Annotated in this window: 15 protein-coding genes; 9 read left to right on the top strand and 6 right to left on the bottom strand. The window is 71.7% G+C overall.

What is annotated here, in order from left to right; all coding sequences use genetic code 11:
• Positions 1–102 precede the first annotated feature (102 nt).
• On the top strand, positions 103–2,106 hold the full coding sequence (locus tag J8M50_RS21375; RefSeq protein ID WP_078480858.1) for a SpoIIE family protein phosphatase: 2,004 nt from the start codon (positions 103–105) through the stop codon (positions 2,104–2,106).
• A gap of 52 nt (positions 2,107–2,158) precedes the next feature.
• On the opposite strand, the gene J8M50_RS21370 is transcribed toward J8M50_RS21375, so the two are convergent.
• Entirely contained in the window at positions 2,159–3,586 is a 1,428-nt protein-coding gene (locus J8M50_RS21370; RefSeq protein ID WP_050987244.1) for a S1 family peptidase, read from the bottom strand.
• A 717-nt stretch (positions 3,587–4,303) separates the two neighbouring features.
• On the opposite strand from J8M50_RS21370, the gene J8M50_RS21365 reads away from it, so the two are divergent.
• The 5 genes from J8M50_RS21365 (at position 4,304) to J8M50_RS21345 (ending at position 11,213) form a co-directional block, all read left to right on the top strand.
• Positions 4,304–4,510 (top strand): hypothetical protein, encoded by a 207-nt coding sequence (locus J8M50_RS21365; protein ID WP_010354525.1) that lies wholly within the window; start codon positions 4,304–4,306, stop codon positions 4,508–4,510.
• Between the two features lie 99 nt (positions 4,511–4,609).
• On the top strand, positions 4,610–5,416 hold the full coding sequence (locus J8M50_RS21360; RefSeq protein ID WP_010354527.1) for an HlyD family efflux transporter periplasmic adaptor subunit: 807 nt from the start codon (positions 4,610–4,612) through the stop codon (positions 5,414–5,416).
• The gene (locus tag J8M50_RS21355; protein WP_040836757.1) at positions 5,413–7,572 is read left to right on the top strand and encodes an NHLP family bacteriocin export ABC transporter peptidase/permease/ATPase subunit; all 2,160 of its coding nucleotides are present in this window, start codon (positions 5,413–5,415) and stop codon (positions 7,570–7,572) included. The genes J8M50_RS21360 and J8M50_RS21355 overlap by 4 nt, the downstream gene beginning before the upstream one ends.
• Entirely contained in the window at positions 7,569–10,376 is a 2,808-nt protein-coding gene (locus tag J8M50_RS21350) for an NHLP bacteriocin export ABC transporter permease/ATPase subunit (RefSeq protein ID WP_010354530.1), read from the top strand. The genes J8M50_RS21355 and J8M50_RS21350 overlap by 4 nt, the downstream gene beginning before the upstream one ends.
• A gap of 459 nt (positions 10,377–10,835) precedes the next feature.
• On the top strand, positions 10,836–11,213 hold the full coding sequence (locus J8M50_RS21345) for an STAS domain-containing protein (protein WP_040836769.1): 378 nt from the start codon (positions 10,836–10,838) through the stop codon (positions 11,211–11,213).
• Positions 11,214–11,379: 166 nt separating this feature from the next.
• On the opposite strand, the gene J8M50_RS21340 is transcribed toward J8M50_RS21345, so the two are convergent.
• Entirely contained in the window at positions 11,380–11,814 is a 435-nt protein-coding gene (locus J8M50_RS21340; protein WP_010354535.1) for a subtilase-type protease inhibitor, read from the bottom strand.
• 416 nt (positions 11,815–12,230) lie between these two features.
• Here J8M50_RS21340 and J8M50_RS21335 point away from each other — a divergent pair, with 416 nt between their 5' ends.
• The 3 genes from J8M50_RS21335 to J8M50_RS21325 are packed head-to-tail and all read left to right on the top strand — an operon-like array spanning position 12,231 to position 15,649.
• Positions 12,231–13,796, top strand: a complete 1,566-nt coding sequence (locus tag J8M50_RS21335; protein ID WP_010354536.1) for a purine-cytosine permease family protein — start codon at positions 12,231–12,233, stop codon at positions 13,794–13,796.
• Entirely contained in the window at positions 13,793–14,470 is a 678-nt protein-coding gene (locus J8M50_RS21330; protein WP_010354537.1) for an alpha/beta fold hydrolase, read from the top strand. Before J8M50_RS21335 ends, J8M50_RS21330 begins: the two co-directional genes overlap by 4 nt.
• A gap of 9 nt (positions 14,471–14,479) precedes the next feature.
• A complete protein-coding gene (locus J8M50_RS21325) occupies positions 14,480–15,649 on the top strand; it encodes a lactate 2-monooxygenase (protein WP_010354538.1) in 1,170 nt (389 codons plus the stop codon).
• Between the two features lie 150 nt (positions 15,650–15,799).
• Here J8M50_RS21325 and J8M50_RS21320 read toward each other — a convergent pair whose 3' ends face one another.
• The 4 genes from J8M50_RS21320 to J8M50_RS21305 form a co-directional block, all read right to left on the bottom strand.
• Complete coding sequence (locus J8M50_RS21320) at positions 15,800–18,214, bottom strand: RICIN domain-containing protein (RefSeq protein ID WP_010354539.1); 2,415 nt, start codon at positions 18,212–18,214, stop codon at positions 15,800–15,802.
• Positions 18,215–18,584: 370 nt separating this feature from the next.
• A complete protein-coding gene (locus J8M50_RS21315) occupies positions 18,585–18,962 on the bottom strand; it encodes a hypothetical protein (RefSeq protein ID WP_010354540.1) in 378 nt (125 codons plus the stop codon).
• Positions 18,959–19,210 carry a hypothetical protein gene (locus J8M50_RS21310; RefSeq protein WP_040836760.1) on the bottom strand — a complete coding sequence of 84 codons (252 nt, stop codon included), beginning with the start codon at positions 19,208–19,210 and terminating at the stop codon, positions 18,959–18,961. The genes J8M50_RS21315 and J8M50_RS21310 overlap by 4 nt, the downstream gene beginning before the upstream one ends.
• Positions 19,211–19,303: 93 nt before the next feature.
• A complete protein-coding gene (locus J8M50_RS21305; protein WP_029183963.1) occupies positions 19,304–21,544 on the bottom strand; it encodes a glycoside hydrolase family 9 protein in 2,241 nt (746 codons plus the stop codon).
• Positions 21,545–21,625: the final 81 nt, after the last annotated feature.

The following is a 21,625-nucleotide window of genomic DNA, read 5'->3' as shown; positions in this document are numbered from 1 at the left end:
ATCGGGAGAGATTTGTTCCCGACCGCACCGCCGGGCGAGGAGGTGGTCGTGGTGGAGGTGCCGCCGGCCGCGGGGCCGCCGCTGTCGCAGGGGCTGACCTCGATGATGGACGCCGTGGGCGCCCTCTCGGGGGCCGTGTACCTGCTGTCGGAGGAGGAGCCCGTCCTGGAGATGGCGGTGATGGCGGGGCTGCCCCGCGCCTTCGCCGCACCCTGGGAGCGGGTCGGGCTGAGCGCGCCCCTGCCGGTCGCCGAGGCGGTGCGCGACCGGCGGCTCGTGTGGGTCGCCGACGAGGTGGAGATGGCCCGCCGCTTCCCGCGGATCGCGGTCGTCCTGCCGTACCCCTTCGCGCTCGCGGCCCTGCCGGTCGCGACGCCTTCGACTGTCTACGGCGCCGTCTTCGTGACCTGGCCGGGCGGGCGCCCCGCCGAGCTGTCCGAGGAGGAGCGGCGCCGACTCACCGGCGGCTGCCGGCGGCTCGCGCTGCGGCTGGAGCGGGCGGACGCGGTCGGCGCGGAGCGGGACGTCGTCGAGCTGGGGACGGGTACGGCGCCGGAGGCCGCGCGGCTGGTGGCGCGGCTGCCGTACGGCCTGTGCTCGCTGGACCTGCACGGGCGCGTCGACTTCGCGAACGCCGCCGCCGCGCGGCTGCTCGGCGTGCCGGTCGCCCGGCTGACGGGGACCCGGCTGTGGGCGTCGGTGCCGTGGCTGGACGACCCGGGGTACGAGGAGCGGTACCGGGCCGCGCTGATCGGCCAGATCCCGACGTCGTTCGTGGCGCTGAAGCCGCCGGCGGAGTGGCTGTCGTTCCGGCTGTACCCGGGGACGGACGGGCTGAGCGTACGGATCGGGCGGGCCCGCGCCGAGGCCGGGGAGCCGAGCGCTCAGTCCCCGCCACTGGTCACGCTCTCGCAGGCGCTGAGCCTGTCGGGCGCGCTGACGGAGACGGTGAGCGTCGCCGACGTCGTACGCCTCGTCGCGCGGGAGATCGCGCCGGCCGTGGGGTGTCAGGCGCTCGTGCTGCTGGGGTCGCAGGCGGGGCGGCTGCACGTGCTGGGGCAGCACGGGTATCCGGACCCGGCGACCGTGGACCGCTGGGACGGCCTCCCGCTCACCGACCGCACGCCCGGCACGCACGCGCTGGCGACCGGGCTGCCCGCGTTCTTCGCCTCCCGGCGGCAGCTCGAACACCTCTACCCGGACCGGCACGCGACCCCGGACGGCTTCGCGGCCTGGGCCTATCTGCCGCTGATCGCCTCCGGCCGCCCGGTCGGCGCGTGCGTCCTCGCGTACGCCGAGCCGCACGACTTCCCCACCCACGAGCGGGCCGTCCTCACGAGCCTCGCGGGGCTGATCGCGCAGGCCCTGGACCGGGCGCTGCTGTACGACGCGAAGAACCGGCTCGCGCACGGGCTCCAGGCCGCGCTCCTGCCCCACTCGCTGCCTGAGCTGCCGGGGCTGTGCGCGACCGCCCGCTATCTGCCGGCCACCCGGGGCATGGAGATCGGCGGCGACTTCTACGACCTGGTGCCCTCCAAGCCGTACGCGGCGGCCGTCATCGGGGATGTGCAGGGGCACAACGTGACGGCGGCGGGGCTGATGGGGCAGCTCAGGACGGCCGTACGGGCGTACACGACCGTCGGGCAGGAGCCCGGGGAGGTGATGCGGGGGACGAACCGGCTGCTGCTGGACCTCGGGGCGGAGCTGTTCGCGAGCTGCCTGTATCTGCGGCTCGATCCGGCGCGGGGGCGGGTGGTGATGGCCCGGGCCGGGCATCCGCCGCCGTTGCTGCGCAGGGCGGACGGGCGGGTGCGGGTGCTCGATCTCGCCGGGGGGCCGCTGCTCGGGATCGACGCGGGGGCCTCGTATCCGACGACCGAGGTGGCGTTGGAGCCGGGGGCGGTGCTGGCGCTGTACACCGACGGGCTGGTGGAGATTCCGGGGGTGGACATCGAGGAGGGGGTGGCGGGGCTGGCGCGGCGGCTGGGCGAGCACGGGGGGCGGTCGCTGGAGGAGGTGGCGGACGCGCTGGTGGGGAGGTATGCGGCGGCGGAGGACCGGTTGGACGACGTGGCGTTGCTGTTGCTGCGGGCGGAGGAGATGTGACGAGTCCGGCCCTCCAGTGGGGGGAGAGGGCCGGACTCCTGTCAGCGGTGGATCAGTTGTTCTGGCCGCTCTGCTGGTTCTGCTTCTGGTTGTTGTTCTGGTTCTGGTTGTTGTCGACGCCCTGGTTGTTGTTCTGGTTGTTGTTCAGGCCGTCGCCGCCTTCGAGGCCGCTGTTGTCGGCTTCCTGGCCGACGCCGTTACCGGCTTCCTGGCCCGCGCCGTTGTCTGCGCCGTTGTCACCGACGCCGTTGCCGGCCTCCTGACCTGCGCCGTTACCGGCCTGGTCGCCCGCGCCGTTCCCGGCCTGGTCATCGGCACCGCCGCCCGCCTGGTCACCGGCACCGGCGCCCGCGCCGTTCAGCGTCGCGCCCGTCGCCTGGAGGGCCGTCGTCACCGGCTGGAAGAACGTCTCGCCGCCGACCGTGCAGTCACCGCTGCCGCCGGAGGTGAGGCCGATCGCGCTGCCGTCCTGCGTGAAGAGGGAGCCGCCGCTGTCGCCGGGCTCGGCGCAGACGTTGGTCTGGATGAGGCCGGTGACGGTGCCCTCGGGGTAGTTGACGGTCGCGTCGAGGCCGACGACCTGGCCGTCGTTGAGGCCGGTGGTCGAGCCCATCCGGAAGACCTGCGTACCCACGGTCGCGTCGGCGGCCTGGAGGATCTGGACGTTCTGGCCGCCGCCGATGTTGACGTCGCTCGGCGCCTGCGTGGTCGCGTCGTCGTACTTCACGAGCGCGAAGTCGCCGTCGCCGGGGAAGACGGCCTGGTCGACGGTGGCGATCGGCTGGCCGTTGGCAGCGTCGGCCCACTTCTCCTCGGCGACACCGCAGTGCCCGGCGGTGAGGAAGGCGGGCGAGCCGTCGCCGGCCGTGACGTTGAAGCCGGCCGAACAGCGGGCGTCGCCACCGAAGATGGCGTCACCGCCCGAGAGGAACGTCTTGAAGGTGCCGGCCGACTTCTTGACGGTGGCGACGTTCGAGCCGAGCGCGTTCACGGTCGATTCGAGCTGGTTCCACTTGGAGCCGGTGACCGTGGAGTCGGCGGTGACGAGAACCTTGTTCGTTCTGGGGTCGACGGCCCACGACGTGCCGGGGATGGTCGCCTGCGCCTTCAGCGTCTGCGCGGCCGACTTCAGCTTCGCGGCGCTGTTGGCGACCTCGCGGACCTTCGCGCCGGCCTTCTCCGCCTGCTCGACGGCGTTGTTCTGGTCGCCGGAGACGTTCACGACGTTGACGACCAGCTGGCTGGCGTCGGCGTCGTAGTACGAGCCGGCGAACGCGTCGCCGAGCATCTTCGAGAGCTGGGAGGCGAGGCCGGAGACGTCACCGGAGGACTTCAGCGTCTTCGGCGCGACGGAGGAGGCGTTCGTGTCACCGTCCTGCGAAGCGTTCGCGTTGGGCAGCAGGAGTGCCGCCGCTCCGAGCGCGGCCACACCGCCCACGGCTATCGCTGCCTTGCGCTTCGGGATTCGCTTGTGACTCAACTTCTTCGACCTCCTGAGGGGACGGGGTCTGTGCTGCCTCGTCGGCAGCTCCGTACAGCGGCGCCTTGGTTGGCCATGAGTACGCGGGTCCCTGGGAGGGCGTTCAAACGGGTTTCCCGTTTCTTTGCGAACGGCCGGGCGGCGACGGGTAATCGGCCAACCCCCCATATGCCGCTGACCGGCACCGAAACTGACAGAACCGGTCCGGGCAACTCGCCCACCAGAAGAGGAAGGACGCCCTCCTGTACGTCCGCGCCGGTCACGCCGGTGTCTCAATACCGCCGGTCCTGGCGGGAACCCCCGGCACCGAACCCCAGAGTGACCGTTCAGTAACATTCCGCCGACAATTCTCGGGCGAATCCCCGGTGCGAGGAATCTGCACATCGATTGCTCATCGGAGTCACCTCGGGCGCGCTTCCTGCACAACTCGGCAAAGGCGTCGCAACGTTTGGCGCGGGAGTGCCGGATTCGCCGCGACAGCGCACCACGCTCATCCGAGCGATCAAGTGCCTTCGTGTGAAGAACTCGGCGGCGCGCTGTGGACGTGCCTGCACGCTTCCGCACTCATCGGGCCCCAACTGCCCTCAGGTGACCGTCGGTTGATTGGAAGCCCGGGTGCGGGACTGCTTTGATCCAGTCGTCCCCCCGAGGGGGCCCGCTCCTCCGGCCTACGGAGGTCACCCCCTCAAGAACACCATCAGGAAGGGAAGTTCCATCATGGACTCCATCCAGACCGTTGAGATCTCCGACGCCGAGCTCGACAACGTCTCCGGCGGCCTGACCCTCAACGCGCTGGGCACCGTCACCAACCTGGTCGACGGCATCGTGCCGGTCTCCGGTGTTCTCAACACCGCCGTCAGCACGGTCGAGGGTGTCACCGGCCTGAGCGTGGCCCCGGTCACGAACCTGGTCGCCGGTCTCTGATCGACGCCTCACAGTCGCTGAGCTCCGGAGCCGTGACCCGGCTCCGGGGCTCTTCGCTGCTTTCCGCCAGCTGCTCTCCGCCCGTCCAGTGAAGGTCGTATGCAGTTCCGCCAACAGGCCCTGACCAAGCTCCAGTCGCCGGAGGATCTCGACCTGCCGGTGCGTTTCGCGCGTCCGCAGGGCTGGCTGGTGCTGGCGGTGACGGTCGTCGCGCTGGCCGCCGGGTCCGTGTGGGCGGTCACCGGCTCGGTCGCCTCCACGGTGAGCGCGCCCGCCGTCCTCACCCACGGCGAGGGCAGCTACATCCTCCAGAGCCCGGCGGCGGGACAGGTCACCGCCGTCCTCGCGCAGGAGGGCCAACGGCTCGGCGCGAACGCCCCGTTGCTCCAGGTGCGGACGGCGCAGGGCGACGCGGTCGTCCGTACGGTCGCCGCCGGACGCGTCACCGCGCTCGCCGCGACGATCGGCCAGATCATCTCGACCGGCGCGAACGTCGCCGCGATCGAGAAGGTCGCGAAGGCCGGCGACCCGTTGTACGCGACCGTCTACGTCCCCGCGCAGAACGCGGCCACGATCCCCGAGAACGCCGCCGTCGACCTCACCGTCCAGACGGTCCCGACCCAGCAGTACGGCGTACTGCGCGGCCACGTGAAGTCGGTGGACCGCGCGGCCCAGTCGGCGCAGCAGATCGCCGCGTTCCTCGGTGACCAGCAGCTCGGCGAGCAGTTCACGAGCAAGGGACGGCCGGTCGCGGTGCTCGTCCAGCTCGACAAGTCCGCGCGGACCAAGAGCGGTTACCGCTGGTCGTCGGCCGAGGGGCCGCCGTACGGGCTCGACTCCATGACGCTGGCCAGCGGTTCGATCAAGCTGGCCGATCAGCGGCCCGTCGACTGGCTGTTGCCGTGAGCGCCGTGAAGACGGTCCGTACGCCGACCGTGCTCCAGATGGAGGCCGTCGAGTGCGGGGCCGCCTCCTTGTCGATGGTCCTCGCGCACCACGGCCGGCACGTCCCGCTGGAGGAGCTGCGCATCGCGTGCGGCGTCTCGCGGGACGGCTCGCGCGCGAGCAACCTCCTGAAGGCGGCCCGCAGTTACGGCTTCACCGCCAAGGGCATGCAGATGGACCTGGCGGCCCTGGAGGGCGTCCAGACCCCGGCGATCCTGTTCTGGGAGTTCAACCACTACGTCGTCTACGACGGTATCGGCCGCCGCTTCGGCCGCCGCGGCGTCTTCATCAACGACCCTGCCAAGGGGCGCCGGTTCGTCCCGATGGAGGACTTCGACGGCAGCTTCACGGGCGTCGTCCTGGTCCTGGAACCCGGCGAGGAGTTCGAGCGGGGTGGCCGCAAGGCGGGTGTCCTCGGCGCGATGCCCGCACGCCTGCGCGGTACGGCGGGTACGCTCCCGGCGGCCGTCCTCGCGAGCCTCCTCCTCGTCCTGGTCGGCGCGGCGGTCCCGGCGCTGAGCCGCCAGTACATCGACATGTTCCTCATCGGCGGCCAAACCTCTTTGCTGGGCGTCCTGTTCACGTCCATGGCGGCCTGCGTCCTGCTGACCATCGCGCTGACCTGGCTCCAGCAGGCCAACCTCCACCACGGCCGCATCATCTCCTCGACCCTCTCCAGCGCCCGCTTCCTGCGCCACCTGCTGCGGCTGCCGGTGACGTTCTTCTCCCAGCGCAGCCCGGCCGACCTGGTGCAGCGCCTCCAGTCGAACGACGCGGTCGCCGAGACCCTGGCCCGCGACCTCGCCTCGGCGGGCGTGGACGCGGTGGTCGTCGTCCTGTACGCCGTACTGCTCTACACATACGACCCCCAACTCACCTTCGTAGGTATAGGCGTTGCCCTCCTGAACATTGTCGCGATGCGGGTCGTGATCCGGCTGCGCGCGACGCGTACGGCCAAACTCCGCGCGGACAACGCCCGGTTGACCAACACGGCATACACCGGGCTCCAGTTGATCGAGACGATGAAGGCGACCGGCGGCGAGGACGGCTACTTCCGCAAGTGGGCCGGGCAGCACGCGACGACCCTGGAGGAGCAGCAGCGGCTCGGCGTCCCGAGCGCCTGGCTCGGTGTGGTCGCGCCGACGCTCGCGACCCTCAACAGCGCGCTCATCCTGTGGATCGGCGGGATGCGGGCGATCGAGGGGCACATCTCGGTGGGTCTGCTGGTCGCCTTCCAGGCGCTGGTGGCCCGTTTCACGGCCCCGCTGACCCGCCTGAACGGCGTCGCGGGCCGGATCCAGGACTTCGCGGCGGACGTGGCCCGGCTGAAGGACGTGGAGAACTTCCGCGCCGACCCGCTGTACGACCGTCCCGGCGGCGCCGACTCGACGCGGCGGCTGCGCGGACACGTCGAACTCCAGAACATCACCTTCGGGTACAGCCCCCTCGACAAGCCGTTGCTGTCCGGTTTCGACCTCACCGTCGGCCCGGGTCAGCAGGTCGCGCTGGTCGGCGGCTCGGGGAGCGGCAAGTCGACGGTGTCCCGCCTGCTCTCCGGCCTCTACTCCCCCTGGGAGGGCGTGATCCGCATCGACGGACAGCGCCTGGACGACATCCCGCGCGGCGCGCTCGCCGCGTCGGTGTCCTTCGTCGACCAGGAGGTGTTCCTCTTCGAGGGGTCGGTCCGCGACAACGTGGCGCTGTGGGACCCGTCGATCACGGACGAGGCGGTGACCGAGGCGCTGCGGGACGCGGCGCTGTACGACGTGGTGACGCGCAGGCCGGGCGGTATCCAGAGCAAGGTCGAGCAGGACGGCCGGAACTTCTCCGGCGGCCAGCGTCAACGCCTGGAGATCGCGCGGGCGTTGGTGCGCAAGCCGAGCGTGCTGATCCTCGACGAGGTGACCAGCGCGCTCGACGCGGAGACCGAGCTGGTCGTCATGGACAACCTGCGGCGGCGCGGCTGCGCCTGCGTGGTGATCGCGCACCGGCTCAGCACGGTCCGCGACAGCGACGAGATCGTCGTCCTCCAGCACGGCACGATCGTGGAGCGCGGACGGCACGAGGAGCTGGTGGCGCGCGGTGGCGCGTACGCGGCGCTGGTGAGGGAGCGGTGACGGTGCAGGAAGGCGACCTGGTTCTCGGTGCGCTCGGGCAGTCGGGCACACGGTTCGACTGCGCGGGCTCCGCGCGGCTGGACCTGGAGGGGCCGCAGGTGCTGTGGCTCGTCGCGTCGGGCGCGCTCGACCTGTTCGCGGTGGACGCGGGGCAGGAGGGGCACTGGCACCATCTCGGCCGCCTGGAGACGGGTTCGCTGCTGCTGGGTCCGGTGGCGGGGGCGCAGCACACGCTGGTGGCGCGGCCGGTGCGGGACTGTGCGGTGCACCGGATCAACCTGCGGGAGCTGTATCAGCCGGTCGCTCAGGAGGTGTGGTCGTACGACGAGTACGGCAATCCGCAGTACGCGCCGCTGACGACCAGTCCGCTGGAGTACGCCCTATCCCTGGGCGTCGGCCGCAGCCTCTCCATCCTCTTCCAGGCCCCCATGGGTGCGGCCGAGGTCACCGACGAGGACGTCTTCTGGATGCAGGTGCCGCCCGGCAGCGTCCAGTACGGCACCTTGTACGGCCAGGAGGCCGCCGCCGACCTGCTGATGGACCCGGCCGTCTGGCAGAGCATGGTCGACCAGCAGTACCGGCTCCTCACCACCCTCGACCGCTGGATCGAGCAGCTCGAACGCACCCACGAGACGCGTGCCGCCGCCGGGATCAAGGCCGGTGAGGCGGTCCGCGTCCAGGCCGACCGGACGCTGCTGGCGTCCATCGGGAAGCCGTCGGCGTCCCGGCGTACGACGTCCGCCGACGCGGATGCCACGTTCGCCGCGTGCAAGCTGGCCGCCCAGGCCGCCGGGATCGCGCTGACCGAGCCCGCGCGGATGGGCGCCGTCAACGACCGGCTCGACCCCGTCGAACAGGTCGCCCTCGCCTCCCGTGTGCGCGTGCGCGCCATCCGGCTCGACGGGCGCTGGTGGCGGGACGACGTGGGGCCTCTCGTGGGGCACCGGGCGCTGTCCGGGTCGCCGGTCGCGCTGCTGTGGCGGCGTGGCGGGTACGTCGCCGTGCATCCCGGGACCGGGCGGGAGACACCGGTCGAGAAGGCGAACGCGAGCGAGTTCGAGGCGCGCGCGGTGATGTTCTACCGGCCGCTGCCCGACCGGCCGATGGGTCCGCTGGGTCTGCTGCGGTTCAGCATGCGCGGGACCCGGGGCGACCTCTCGGTGCTCCTGCTGAGCGGGCTGGTGACCGTCGCGATCGGGGCGCTGGTGCCGATCGCGACCGGCAAGGTGCTCGGGGAGTTCGTGCCGCGCGCGCAGGAGGGGCTGATCGTCCAGGTGTGTCTGGCGGTGATGCTCAGCAGTGTCGTCGCCGCCGCGTTCATCCTGTTGCAGAACCTGACGATCCTGCGGCTCGAAGGGCGGATCGAGTCGACGCTCCAACCTGCCGTGTGGGACCGGCTGTTGAGGCTGCCGACCAAGTTCTTCTCGGCCCGCTCCACCGGGGAACTCGCCAGTGCGGCGATGGGGATCAGCGCGATCCGGCGGCTGATGGCGGGGCTCGGGCCGTCCGTCGCGCAGTCGTTGACCGTCGGTGCGATGAACCTCGGGCTGCTGCTCTGGTACAGCGTGCCGATGGCGATGGCCGCGATCGGGATGCTCGTCGTCATCGGCGCCGTCTTCCTCGGGCTCGGGCTGTGGCAGGTGCGGTGGCAGCGGCGGCTCGTCGTCCTGTCCAACAAGCTGAACAACCAGGCGTTCCAGACGCTGCGGGGGCTGCCGAAGCTGCGGGTCGCCGCCGCCGAGAACTACGCGTACGCCGCCTGGGCGTCCGAGTTCGCCCGCAGCCGTGAGCTCCAGCACCGGCTCGGGCGGATCAAGAACCTCAACGCCGTGCTCGGCGCGGTGTATCTGCCGGTGTGCACGCTGGTGATGTTCATGCTGCTCGCGGGGCCCGCGCGCGGGAGCATGTCCGCGTCCGCGTTCCTCACCTTCAACACGTCGGTGACGATGCTGCTGACCTCGGTGACGTCTCTGACCGGGGCGTTCGTCTCCGCCGTCGCCGCGCTGCCGCTGTTCGAGGAGATCCGGCCCGTGCTGGAGGCGACGCCGGAGGTTCGGGGCGCGGCGACCCGGCCGGGGCCGCTGACCGGGGCGATCGAGGCTCGCCGGCTGTCCTTCCGGTACTCCGACGACGGGCCGCTCGTCCTCGACGACGTGTCCTTCGAGGTGCGGCCCGGTGAGTTCGTCGCGGTCGTGGGGCCCAGCGGGTGCGGCAAGTCGACTCTGCTGCGGCTGCTGATCGGCTTCGACCGTCCGGTGTCCGGGAGTGTCCTGTACGACGGACAGGACCTCTCCGCGCTGGACCAGTCCGCCGTCCGGCGGCAGTGCGGGGTGGTCCTCCAGCACGCCCAGCCGTTCAGCGGTTCCCTCCTCGACGTCATCTGCGGGACCGAGTCGTACACACCGGAGGAGGCGATGGCCGCCGCCGAACTCGCCGGGCTCGCGGACGACATCAAGCGGATGCCGATGGGTCTGCACACGATCGTCTCCGGCGCCGGGGCCATCTCCGGGGGCCAGCGGCAACGCCTGATGATCGCCCAGGCCCTGATCCGCCGCCCCCGCATCCTCTTCTTCGACGAGGCGACCAGCGCGCTGGACAACGAGACACAGCGGGTGGTCATCGAGTCGACACGCAAGCTGAACGCCACGCGGGTGGTGATCGCGCATCGGCTGTCGACGGTGATGGACGCGGACCGGGTGGTGGTGATGGAGAACGGGAAGATCGCTCAGCAGGGGGCGCCGGGGGAACTGTTGGCGGATGTCGGGGGGCGGTTGCACGAGCTGGTGCGGAGGCAGTTGGCGTAGGGGGTGGGGGGCCGGGTTCGTGATCGGTGTCCTGGTGGTCGAGGACAAGGAGTTCGCGTCGCGGGCACCGGCGTGCCGGACGGTCGCGCTGACGTCGCGGAGCGGCAGGGATGGATCTAGGGGTGGCGTGACCGTCGGCCAGTTCACCTCCACCCGCCAGGAGACACCGCGCCCTGACCGCCCTCTCCCGACACCGACCCCAGGGAAGACGATGCCCCGGACCAGGCCCACCCTCCGAGGCAGACCGCGCCTCAAGGACTTCCTGTTGGTGCGAGCGGCGGCCCCGCATGTCCGCCTCCTGCCCACGTCCCCGGACTGGCACCCGGAGTCAATCCCCGGCGGGGATATTCACCAGGTCGAGTGAACTAGATCTTGCGGAGTGCTGTGAAGGGATGGTTCGCGGTGGTGCGGGGTAGCTTCCGGGACCGGAGCGAGACCCCTGCCGAGGTGGAACAGGACATGACGCCACCGGCCAATCCGTACGCGCGGACCAGATCCAGCGGCCGGTTCACCGTGGTCGAGGTGACCGGGGAGATCGACATGGCGACCGCGAACCTGCTGGCGGAGCATCTCGACGCGGCCACCGCGAAGGGCGTACCGGATGTCCTCGTGGACCTGCGGCTGGTGGAGTTCTTCGACTGCTCGGGCCTGCGGGCACTGTGCCGCGCGGAGGACCGGGCACGGCGGAGCGGCGGCAGGCTGCGGCTGGTCGTCGGCGGGTCTGCCGTACGGCGGCTGCTGATGGCCGCGCGGCTGACGGACCGTTTCCCGCCGCTGACGGAAATCCCCGGCGAGGAACCGGAGTTCGAGGATCGACCCTCGGGGCCGGGGAGTTGACCCTCAAGGGTGAACCCCGGGAACCGGCGGCGGCCCCACCCCGCCTTTCCGGTCCCCGGGGTCCTAGGAGTCACAGGCTCTCCCGTGTCCAGGACTCGCACTCCCCAGTAACGAGCCTCTCGTGGCGTCCACAGGGACCCCGCGACTCCGGTCTGGATGGCAGCGGTCAGAACCCGAACACGCTGCTGGCGCCCGCGTTCTTGACGCACTCGTTGGCGAACGTCCGCTCGTAGGCGACGCGTTTGCCCTGCCAGACGCCGTCGACAGTCACGACGACCGGGTCGTACTGCTTGGTGCAGGGCCCGCTCGCCCGCATCGTGAGCGCCTCGAAGTCGCCGCCGACGGCGCGGAGTTCGGCGCAGGCGAGGGCGGCGGCCGGGTGGGTCCCGGAGGCGGTGGGCGCGCAGTTCAGGGTGACGGCGCGGGCCGGCGTGGTACCGGCCGCGCGTTCGCCGTGCCCGACGGTCAGCACGAGGGCCGACGGCGCGTACAGGGATGCCTGGCCTGCGGACGGGGCTGCGGATGCGGACCCGGTGAGGGGCCCGCACACGGCGACGGCCGCGAGGCCGCCGATCACTGCCCAGCGCGCGGTGTTCTGCATTGTGTGCTTCCTTCCGCTCGGTTGGAGTCTGTGCCGCCGGTCACCGGGTGGGTGCCGTGCGGCGGACGCCACTCTGCCGGGTCCGGCGCCGGACTTCACATCGACACCACAGGTTTCAGTAACCTTGCGTATTCAATCAGTGGCGTGAAGCGACAGGATTCGAACGCGAGAACGCCGCAGGCAAGCGCTTCATGATCCGCTTCCCGGCCCGGATGGCCGGTTCTCGTAGGTTCGGCAATCGACCTGAAACATTCCCTTCACACTCCCCTGACACTCTCCGGCCCAAGCAATGGTCGAACCATCCACTTCAGCCGCAGACTGTGGACGAATCAACCTCTGGCAGGCGCCCGCGCGCGAGCCGTACGGTCACCGCACCCCCCAGAACCAGCCTCCGCCGCCGCCCAGTTGGAGTCCCCATGACGTCCCAGCACCCCCCGTCCCTGACCGAGGTAGAGCCGTACGGCGTGGAGCGCATCCCCGACGCCGACCGCACCGCGCGCCCGCTGGACCTGTTCCGGCTGGCGTTCGGCGGCGCCAACACGTTCTCCACGTGCGTGCTGGGCGCGTTCCCGATCCTGTTCGGCCTCTCCTTCTGGCAGGGCCTCGCGGCGACGCTCCTGGGGGTCGTCGTCGGCGCCCTGATCCTGTGCCCGATGGCCGTGTTCGGCCCGGTCAACGGCACGAACAACGCGGTCTCCTCCTCCGCGCACCTGGGCGTGCACGGCAGGATCGTCGGCTCGTTCCTCTCGCTGCTGACGGCCGTCGCGTTCTTCTCGATCTCCGTGTGGAGCAGCGGCGACGCGCTGGTGGGCGGCGCGCACCGCCTGCTGGACCTCCCGCGCGGGGACGCGTCGTACGCCGTCGCGTACGCGCTGTTCGCCGGTCTGGTGCTCACCGTGTGCGTGTACGGCTTCCGGTTCATGCTGTTCGTCAACAAGGTCGCCGTGCCGACCGCGACGGTCCTGTTCCTGGTCGGCGTGTTCGCGTTCGCCGGGGACTTCGACCCCTCGTACGCGGGCGCGTTCTCGTCGACGTCGGACGCGGCGTTCTGGCCCGCGTTCATCGGCGCGGCGCTGATCGTGCTGTCGAACCCGGTGTCGTTCGGGGCGTTCCTCGGGGACTGGTCGCGGTACATCCCGGCGAACGCCCCGCGCGGCCGGGTGGTGGGCGCGGCGTTCCTGTCGCAGCTCGCGACGCTCCTGCCGTTCGTGTTCGGCCTCGGGACGGCCAGCATCATCGCGGCGCGGGCGCCGAAGTACGTCGATCCGGCGGCCCCGGACTTCGTCGGCGGCCTGCTGGCGATCTCGCCGGGCTGGTTCTTCCTGCCGGTGTGCCTGCTCGCGCTGATCGGCGGCATGGCGACGGGTACGACGGCCCTGTACGGCACCGGCCTGGACTTCTCGTCCGTGTTCCCGCGCCTGAGCCGGGTCCAAGCCACGTTGCTGGTCGGCGGGTTGGCGATCGCGTTCATCTTCGTGGGCCGGTTCGCGCTGGACGTCGTGCAGTCGATCTCGACGTTCGCGACGATGATCGTGACGTGCACGACACCGTGGATGGTCGTGCTGATGCTGGGCTTCTGGACGCGGCGCGGCTGGTACGACGCGGACGCCCTCCAGGTCTTCAACCGGCGTCAACGCGGCGGGCGTTACTGGTTCGCGCACGGCTGGAACTGGCGCGGGATGACCGCGTGGTGGGTGGCGGCGCTGATCGGTGTGCTGTTCACGAACATCCCCGGCCAGTTCGTCGGCCCGCTCGGCGGTCTGGCGAACGGCGTCGACATCAGCCTGCCGCTGTCGCTGGCCGTCTCGGCGGTGCTGTTCCTGTCGCTGCTGCGGATCTTCCCCGAGCCGCGTGCGGTGTACGGGCCTGAGGGCGCGCGGTTCGCGAAGACCGTGGACGTACCCGTGCCGGCGATCACCGATAGCGGTGTTCTGCCTGGTCAGGACGGATTGTCAGAGCCGTCGGCTACCTTGCGGACATGACCGGATTCGTGTTGGTGGCGGGAGCTTGGCTCGGGGCGTGGGCGTGGGACGAGGTGGCGGCGGAGTTGCCGTCGGCCCATCCGCTCACGCTGTCGGGGCTCGCGGAGAAGCGGGATCTGCCGGCGGGGCAGCAGACGCACGTGCGGGACATCGTCGAGGAGATCGAGCGGCTCGATCTGCGGGACGTGGTGCTGGTGGGGCACAGCTACTCGGGCGTGCCGGTGGGGCAGGCCGCCGAGCGGATCGGGGAGCGGCTGCGGCGGGTCGTGTTCGTCGACGCGAACGTGCCGGTGGACGGGAAGGGGGACCTGGACGGCTGGGACAGCGACTGGGTGCGGGAGGCGCTCGCGGCGCACGGCGGGGTCTGGCCCGCGCCGCCCGTCGAGCAGTTCGTGGAGCTGGGCCTGACGCCCGAGCAGGCGGCCCGGATCGTCGCGGGCGCGACCCCGCACCCGGGCGCGACCCTCACCGAGCCGGCCGCCCTCACCGGCGCGCTGCCCGACCTCCCGGCGACGTACATCAAGTGCCTGCTCGACGGCGAGGAACCGCTCCCGGCGGTCACGGAGTTGCTCAAGAATCCGTCCTGGGACCTGGTCCGTATGGACAGCGGGCACTGGCCGATGTTCTCTCAGCCTCGTGAACTCGCCCGCGTCCTGCGGGAGATCGCGGAGTAAGGGAGCGACATGGGGCAGCACTTGGCGGACTTCCAGTACGAGATCTATCTCGACGGCCTGACGGGCGCGGTGCCCCGGCTGCCCACGGATCTCACGGCGCTGGAGGAGATGGCCGGGCGGCGCCTCGGCCCCGGGCCCTTCGGGTACGTCGCGGGGAGCGCCGGGGACGGCAGTACGGCGCGGGCGAACCGGGCGGCCCTGGAGCGGCGCCGGATCGTGCCGCGCATGCTGCGGGACGTCGCCGAGCGGGATCTGTCCGTCGAGGTGCTGGGGCGTACGCTGCGCGCGCCGCTGGCGCTGGCTCCGATCGGGGTGCTGTCGATCCTGCACCCCGGCGCGGAACCGGCGGCGGCGCGGGCCGCTGCCGCGCAGGGCGTGCCGTACGTGCTGTCGTCGGCGTCCAGCACGCCCCTGGAGGACGTCGCCTCGGCGATGGGGGACGCCGAGCGGTGGTTCCAGCTGTACTGGTCCAAGGACCGCGAGGTGACCCGGAGTTTCCTCGGGCGGGCGCGGGCCGCCGGGTTCTCCGTCCTCGTCGTCACGCTGGACACGCCGCTGCTCGCGTGGCGTCCGCGCGATCTGGACCAGGCGTATCTGCCGTTCCTGCGCGGGGTGGGCACGGCCAACTACTTCACCGACCCGGCGTTCCTGGCGGGCCTCGCGAAGTCACCGCAGGAGGACCTGAACTCGGCGGTCCTCCGCTTCGTGAGCCTCTTCTCCGACCCCGGCAAGACCTGGCCCGACCTCGCGTTCCTCCGCGAGAACTGGCCCGGCCCGATCGTCCTCAAGGGCATCCTCCACCCCGACGACGCGCGCCTCGCCGCCGATGCCGGGATGGACGGGGTGGTGGTCTCCAACCACGGCGGACGACAGGTCGCCGGTTCCATCGCGGCTGCGGACGCGCTGCCCCGGGTCGCCGAGGCGGTCGGGGACCGGCTGACGGTGCTGTTCGACAGCGGGGTGCGGACGGGCGCGGACGTGTTCAAGGCGCTCGCCCTCGGGGCGCGGGCGGTGCTGCTGGGGCGGCCGTACGCGTACGGTCTGGGGCTCGACGGACAGCCCGGGGTCGAGCACGTGATCCGGTGTCTGCTGGCGGAGTTCGATCTCACGTTGGCGTTGTCGGGGCATGCGGGGGTGGGGACGGTGGGGGTGGACGCGCTGGCGGAGGCGCCGGTTTGATGAGGCTCCGGCCTGGGCGGGCGCATGCTGCGGGAGTGGGCCGCTCGGGGAGCCGCCGTGTCGGGCGGTGCCGCTCGGACCACCGGCGCACGCCGTGCGGTGGTGCGAGCGGCTCGGGTGGATGCCTTGGTGTGCAGCCGACGTTCGGGCTCAGGCCTGCTGTGGTGACGGGCCGGTCGAGCCGTTCACCGAGAACGAGCTCGGGGTCGGGCGGGGTGCGTCCGTCAGCCAGCGCTGGGACGGTGAGCCGTCGCGGACCTTGACGGCGACGTTCGCGCCGGGGTCGTCACCCACGGCCGCCAGCGGGAGGCGTTCGTCCCAGCGGGGCAGCAACTCGCCCTGGACGGTGAGGTCGTAGCGGACGTCGTCGGCACGAGGGCTGTCCGCGTCCGCGCAGGTGTTGGCGATGACGACGCCGGCGTCCGCGTGCGAGTCCACGCACAGGGCGGGCTCGGCGACGCTGCGCAGGAGGCCGTCGTCCTCGTACGACCACTGCTGGGCCCAGTTGGAGGAGCACACCTCCAGCGCGAGGGCGATACCGGCACGGGCGCCGACCGGGACCTCCAGGCACAGGTCGGCGTCGGCGTTGCGCAGCCGCGTCTGCTGGGGGCCGCCGGACATGCCGACGCTGCCCTGCGTGGGCGTGGGCGACAGGGAGTCGGCGCCGGGCAGGGCGCCCCCACCGCTGACGCTGGTGGACGAGGCCGGGTCGGACCCCTCGTCGGACCACATCCCGGCGGCGAGGAACGTCGTCAGCACCCCGGCGGATGCGATCCCGACCCCGGCGATGAGCGCCCGGGGCGACCGCTTCCCGACTTGCCGCACGGCACGCCGGGTCCCTTGAGCCCCCCGAACCCCACGCACCCGAGCCCGCCCGGCGGCCCGCCGGGACCGAGGCCGCCCGTCGGCACCGGCATCGCCGCCGCCCGACTCACCGTCGGGGTCAGCGAAGCCCTCGTACGCGAAGTCGGTTCCCGGACGACCGGCCCCAGCGCCGAACGCGTGGCCCCCGACCCCGTCGAACTCCCCGTCGACACCAGGGAATCCCGCTGCGGAACTCCGCCGCGAGCCCGGTCCGGCCGCACCACTCGGCATCACCCCACCGAACTCGGAAAACGCCCGCCCGCCCTCACCCGGCACCACACCACCAGGACCACCGAACGCCTGACCACCCTCGGCCGACCCCGCACAGTCAGGACCGGCGAACGCCTGGCCTCCCCCGCCCGACACCGCTCCACCGGGACCGCCCAACGCCTGGCCTTCCCCGCCCGACACCGAACCGTCAGGACCGGCGAACGCCCGCCCACCCCCACCCGGCACCACACCATCGGGACCACCGAGCGCCTGGCCACCCTCGGCCGACACCGCACCGCCAGAGCCTGCGAACGTCTGACCGACCCCACCCGACACCACACCATCAGGATCGGGAAACGCTCCTTCGCCCACGCCCGGCACCGCCTCCGACCCGGCCCCAACGCCGCGCCCCCGCCACCCCGGCCGCCCAGCACGCCGTACACCCCCGCCGAACACCCCCACCCCCTGCGCCCCACCCGGCGGAATATCCCCGGGAAGCACCTCAGCGGCTCCCTGCGTGTCACCCCCGCTCCCCCACGCACCGAACACCCGCCCCCGACCGGACTCCTCCCGGCGCGCAGGCGACGGCATCCGGTCGAGGAGCCTCCGACCCGCCCCCCTCTTCACAGCCCCCCGCACCCGAACCGGCTCCTCGCGCCCCCGGTCCGGCCGGGAGTCGTGGTACCGCCGAGCCCCCCACCCCAGCACCGCCTCCGCGAGCATGAGCCCCACCCACCCCGCGCCCTGGGCGAGTTGCTCGGCGGCGGCGCGGCAGTAGCGGCACGCGTCGAGGTGCCGGCGAACGTCCGGCAGCAGGTCACCCCCGCGCCGCAACGGCACCTCCAGGAGCCGGTTGTAGAAGCGGCACTCCTTGCTCGGCGCCAGCTCCCGGTGCGCGCGGACGATCCCCTCGCGGAGCTTGTCGCGGGCGCCCTCCAGCGCGGCGGCGGCCATGGACGTGTCGACGCCGAGCAGCGCGGCGGGCACACTGACCGGCTCGCCCTCGACCTCGACGTGCCACAGGAGGCACCGTTCGGTCGCCGGAAGCGCGTGATAGGCGTACTCCGAGAGGATCCGGTTGTCCGGCGTCATCCCCTTCGCCGCCCGCATCCCGCGCGCCCCGGCGGGCTTGCGCAGCTCGGGCAGGACGGCGGAGACGCGCTCGGCGGAGGCCCACAGCCGGACGGTCTCGCGGACGGCGAGCAGCAGCCGGGGCCGCAGATCGGTCCCGGACTCGCCGAGCTTGAGCCGGTCGAAGACCTGGTGGAAGGCGGTCCCCGTGGCCATCGACGCGACCGGCCCGGACCCGGCGAGGCAGATCACCGCGTAGTCGTGGGCGGGTCTCCAGTGCCGCGCGATCAGCAGCGCGGTGGCCTCGGCGACCTCGCCGTCCGTCCCGCCGCGCACCCCTGCCGCGAGCGCGTCGTCGGACTCCCCGGGATCCCCGCCGGGCGGCGGGTACGGGGGACGCGGAGGGTAGGCGGAGGGCACTGTGCGGATCCTTCGGTGCGGAACTGTGCGACCGGCCGAACCTCGGCGCACGGATAGTTCACCATTGCACAACTTAGTCGCACACAACAAGGCAAGAGGAACGGCGCCCATCACTTTTCGACGAAAGGTGAAACGCCCTCAACTCCGGCCCGTAAAGCGGGATTTCAACCCACCGTTGAAGCAGACCCACGCGCCACACCCCGTGTGAATCAAGCGCCCGCACCCCACCTCCCACACACACTCCCGCCGCCCCGGGACACGCGCTCAACTGGAAAACGGCCCTCCTCGGGGCCCTCGCGTCGGATGGCGGCTCTCCTGCGCGAGTCGGCCGCCGGCTCGGCCCTTCCCGCACCGGCCGGCGGCCCAAAACTCATATCTGCCACGACCGCAACCGATCCGCGGCCCCGTACACATCCGCCTTCCCGGACATCAAGTCCCGGGCGAGATCCACTAACGCCCCGTACGGCGGATCGATCCCGGCGCCGCTGACGTACATGTACGACACGGCCGTCGCGCAGGCGAACCGCGCATTGGCCGCCGGCAGCGGCTTGAGAACCGCGAGCGTGTGCAGCAGGGCCGCCGCCCGCCACGCCGGGTCCGAGTCGACGCCGAGGCGCGGCGGGTCGACGCGGTGCCGGGCGACGGCCGCGACGAGCGCGGAGAAGTCGTCGACGGTCGGCTGGTCCGGGAGGACCTCCTCGTGGCGCTGGAGCAGCCACGGTACGTCGATATGGATGGCGGTCGTCACCGGCGGACCGACCTGCCCCTCGCCCGGGCGGGGCTCTCGTCGTCGGGGAAGGCCGCCGCGAATTCGTCGGCGTGGGCGGCGAAGAACGTCCGGAACGCCGCCGCGCCTTCCTGAAGTGCCCGATGCCGGGCGATGTCGGCGGCGGCGGCCTCGCGGACGAGCGCCTTCATCGACGTCCCGCGCTCCTTGGCGATCTGCCGCAGGTCCTCCAGCTCGCGTTCGCTGAACTCCACATTGAGGGCTGGCATACCCCTCACGGTACCGCTCGGGTACTTACCCGTAAATATCCCCAGGTCATGTAGGTGACCGAGCGGTACCGGAGGCGTACAGGCGTTCCCCTGCTACCCCTGGTCGGCGACGAAGGACGCGAGCCGGGTCAGCGCCGCGTTCCAGTTGACGGCCGTCTCGTTCGTCGACCAGGACTGGATGTCGTCGATGTAGCAGAACTGGCCGACGCAGCCCTGGAGTTTGCTCTGCGCGTACGGGTCCTGGATCGACGAGTTGGGACCGCCGGCCAGCGTCCCGGCGGGCGGCGACGGCAGCTTCGGGTCGAGCTGGTTCGCGTACCAACGGCTGTGCTGGTGATGGGCGTTGGCCTCGCCGTAGCCGGTGACGTACGACATGTTCAGCGCGTTGCGGCCGAGCACGTAGTCCATGCTCTGCACGGCCCCGTCGCGGTACTTGGAGGCGCCGGTGATGTCGTACGCGCTCGCGACGACGACCGCGTTGTTGAGTATCTGGTGCGCTGAACCCCAGTCGTACAGGTTGTTGTTGGGCGCGTACGGCATCCCGTACGACTGACCCGCGAGCGTGGTGAGGTAGCCGTCCGCGCCCTTCACGACGGACGCGCGGACCTTGTCGCGGCCGGAGAGCCTGCTGGGGACGAGGGCGAGGTCGAGGCGTCCGGCCGCCGCCGTGCCGCCCCAGTCGAAGCTGACGGGGCCGAAGACATCCGCCGTGTGGAGCGGGGAGTTGAGGACGGAGTCCGCGAACTGCTTCTCGCCGGTGGTGAGATACAGCTCGGCGGCGGCCCAGTAGAACTCGTCGGTGACGTTGTTGTCGTTGTAAGCCCCGCCGCCGGTACCGTCGTTGGGGTCGGCGTAGACCGCCGGGTGCGCCTGCGCGGCCGTCCACGCCTTGCGGGCCGCGGTCAGCGCCTTCGCGGCGAACGCCTTGTCGTACGGCTTGTAGAGGCGGGCCGCCTGGGCGGCTGTTGCCGCGAGGTTGAGGGTGGCGGCGGTGGACGGCGGGTGCAGTTCGCGCTTCTGCGGGTCGTCGCTCGGCAGCAGGGGCAGGCCGGTCCAGTTCTGGTCGTGGATCTTGTGGTGGGCCATCCCGGCGAGGGGCTGCCCGTCCGGGACCTGCATCTTCAGCATGAACTCCAGTTCCCAGCGCGCCTCGTCGAGGACGTCGGGGACCTTGTTGCCGCTCTCGGGAAGCGCGAGCTGACCGTCGCCGAGGCGGGCCGGGGTGCCGGTGCGGGCGTGCAGGGAACGCTCGTAGGTGCTGAGCACCTCCCACGTCGCGATGCCGCCGTTCACCACGTACTTGCCGTGGTCCCCGGCGTCGTACCAGCCGCCGCTGACGTCCAACGCGTAGTCGCAGACGCCGGGTTGGCAGGGTACGGAGGTGTCGCCCTGGTTGGGCGCGGTGCCGGTGTGGCCCGCCGCCCTGCCGTAGCCGGGCCGCAGGTCGTCGCGGATCGCGATGCCGCTGCGCTGCGTGTAGTAGTACTTCACGGCGTCGCGGCTGAGCTTCTCGTAGGCGGCCTTGCCGATGTCGAACGGGCGGCTGGTCTCGCCGTCGGCGGTGAGCGTGTAGCCGGTGCCGGCCTTGCGGTAGGCGCCGAAGTCGACGGTGTGGACGTTCTGCGCGGAGGACACGTCCGTGCCGCGCGGTACGGTCCAGCCGTGCGCGACCGTCTTGCCGGCCGCGTTCTTCAGCTGCCACGGCAGGCGGGTCGTCGCGGCGGTCACGAGGGTCGCGTTCTTCGGCCCGGCGGGCAGGTAGGCGACCTGGTTGACGCGCACGCGCGGCCCGGTGTCCGGCTCGTACACCTCCGGCGGCACCCCGCCGAGCAGCGAGACGTCGTCCACGCAGAACCGCCACGGGTCCGCGCTCCCGCCGACCTGGAAGGAGACCTGCGCCTGCGCGGTGTCGACGGGCGAGGTGAAGGTGTAGGAGTACGAGCCGTCGGCCTCGGTCAGGACCGGGCTCGCCTCCTGCCAGGTGTCGTACGGGGAGACGGCGAGGCCGACGATCGCGCGGACCACGTGCCCCTCGGGGACGCCGGACGCCTTGAAGGAGAAGCGGTACGACTCGCCCTTGACGAGGGTGAGGTCGTTCTGGCCGATCCCGGAGTCCCAGCGGTTGGCGGTGCCGCCGGGGACGTCGGCGCACAGGCGTCCGTCGGCGGGGACGGTGGTGACGTTGCTGGTCCACCAGGGGGCGGTCCCGGTGTCGAAGCCGCCGTTCTTGACCTGCTCGACCTCGTCGGCCCCGGCGGGGGTCGCGGGCAGCGCCACGAGGGCGCCGCCCAGTAGGGCGGCCAGGGTCAGTGCGGCCGTTCTGCGTCGTTTCACGTCTGGCTCCTCGTGGGTGCGGCTCCGGGCGTGGCTCTTCAGCACCGCGACTCCATGGGAGCGCTCCCACGCGCGGCGCAC

This window comes from Streptomyces acidiscabies (genome assembly GCF_020010905.1).
Lineage (GTDB): Bacteria > Actinomycetota > Actinomycetes > Streptomycetales > Streptomycetaceae > Streptomyces > Streptomyces acidiscabies.
The sequence above is the reverse complement of the archived record's forward strand: the minus strand, read 5'-3'. Positions and strand labels throughout refer to the sequence as shown.

Coding starts and splice junctions, on each gene's coding strand:
- J8M50_RS21330 (WP_010354537.1), top strand. CDS start 13,793: ATGACCGGATTCGTGTTGGTGGCGGGAGCTTGGCTCGGGGCGTGGGCG.
- J8M50_RS21335 (WP_010354536.1), top strand. CDS start 12,231: ATGACGTCCCAGCACCCCCCGTCCCTGACCGAGGTAGAGCCGTACGGC.
- J8M50_RS21375 (WP_078480858.1), top strand. CDS start 103: ATGATGGACGCCGTGGGCGCCCTCTCGGGGGCCGTGTACCTGCTGTCG.
- J8M50_RS21360 (WP_010354527.1), top strand. CDS start 4,610: ATGCAGTTCCGCCAACAGGCCCTGACCAAGCTCCAGTCGCCGGAGGAT.
- J8M50_RS21345 (WP_040836769.1), top strand. CDS start 10,836: ATGACGCCACCGGCCAATCCGTACGCGCGGACCAGATCCAGCGGCCGG.
- J8M50_RS21340 (WP_010354535.1), bottom strand. CDS start 11,814: ATGCAGAACACCGCGCGCTGGGCAGTGATCGGCGGCCTCGCGGCCGTC.
- J8M50_RS21325 (WP_010354538.1), top strand. CDS start 14,480: ATGGGGCAGCACTTGGCGGACTTCCAGTACGAGATCTATCTCGACGGC.
- J8M50_RS21365 (WP_010354525.1), top strand. CDS start 4,304: ATGGACTCCATCCAGACCGTTGAGATCTCCGACGCCGAGCTCGACAAC.
- J8M50_RS21310 (WP_040836760.1), bottom strand. CDS start 19,210: ATGCCAGCCCTCAATGTGGAGTTCAGCGAACGCGAGCTGGAGGACCTG.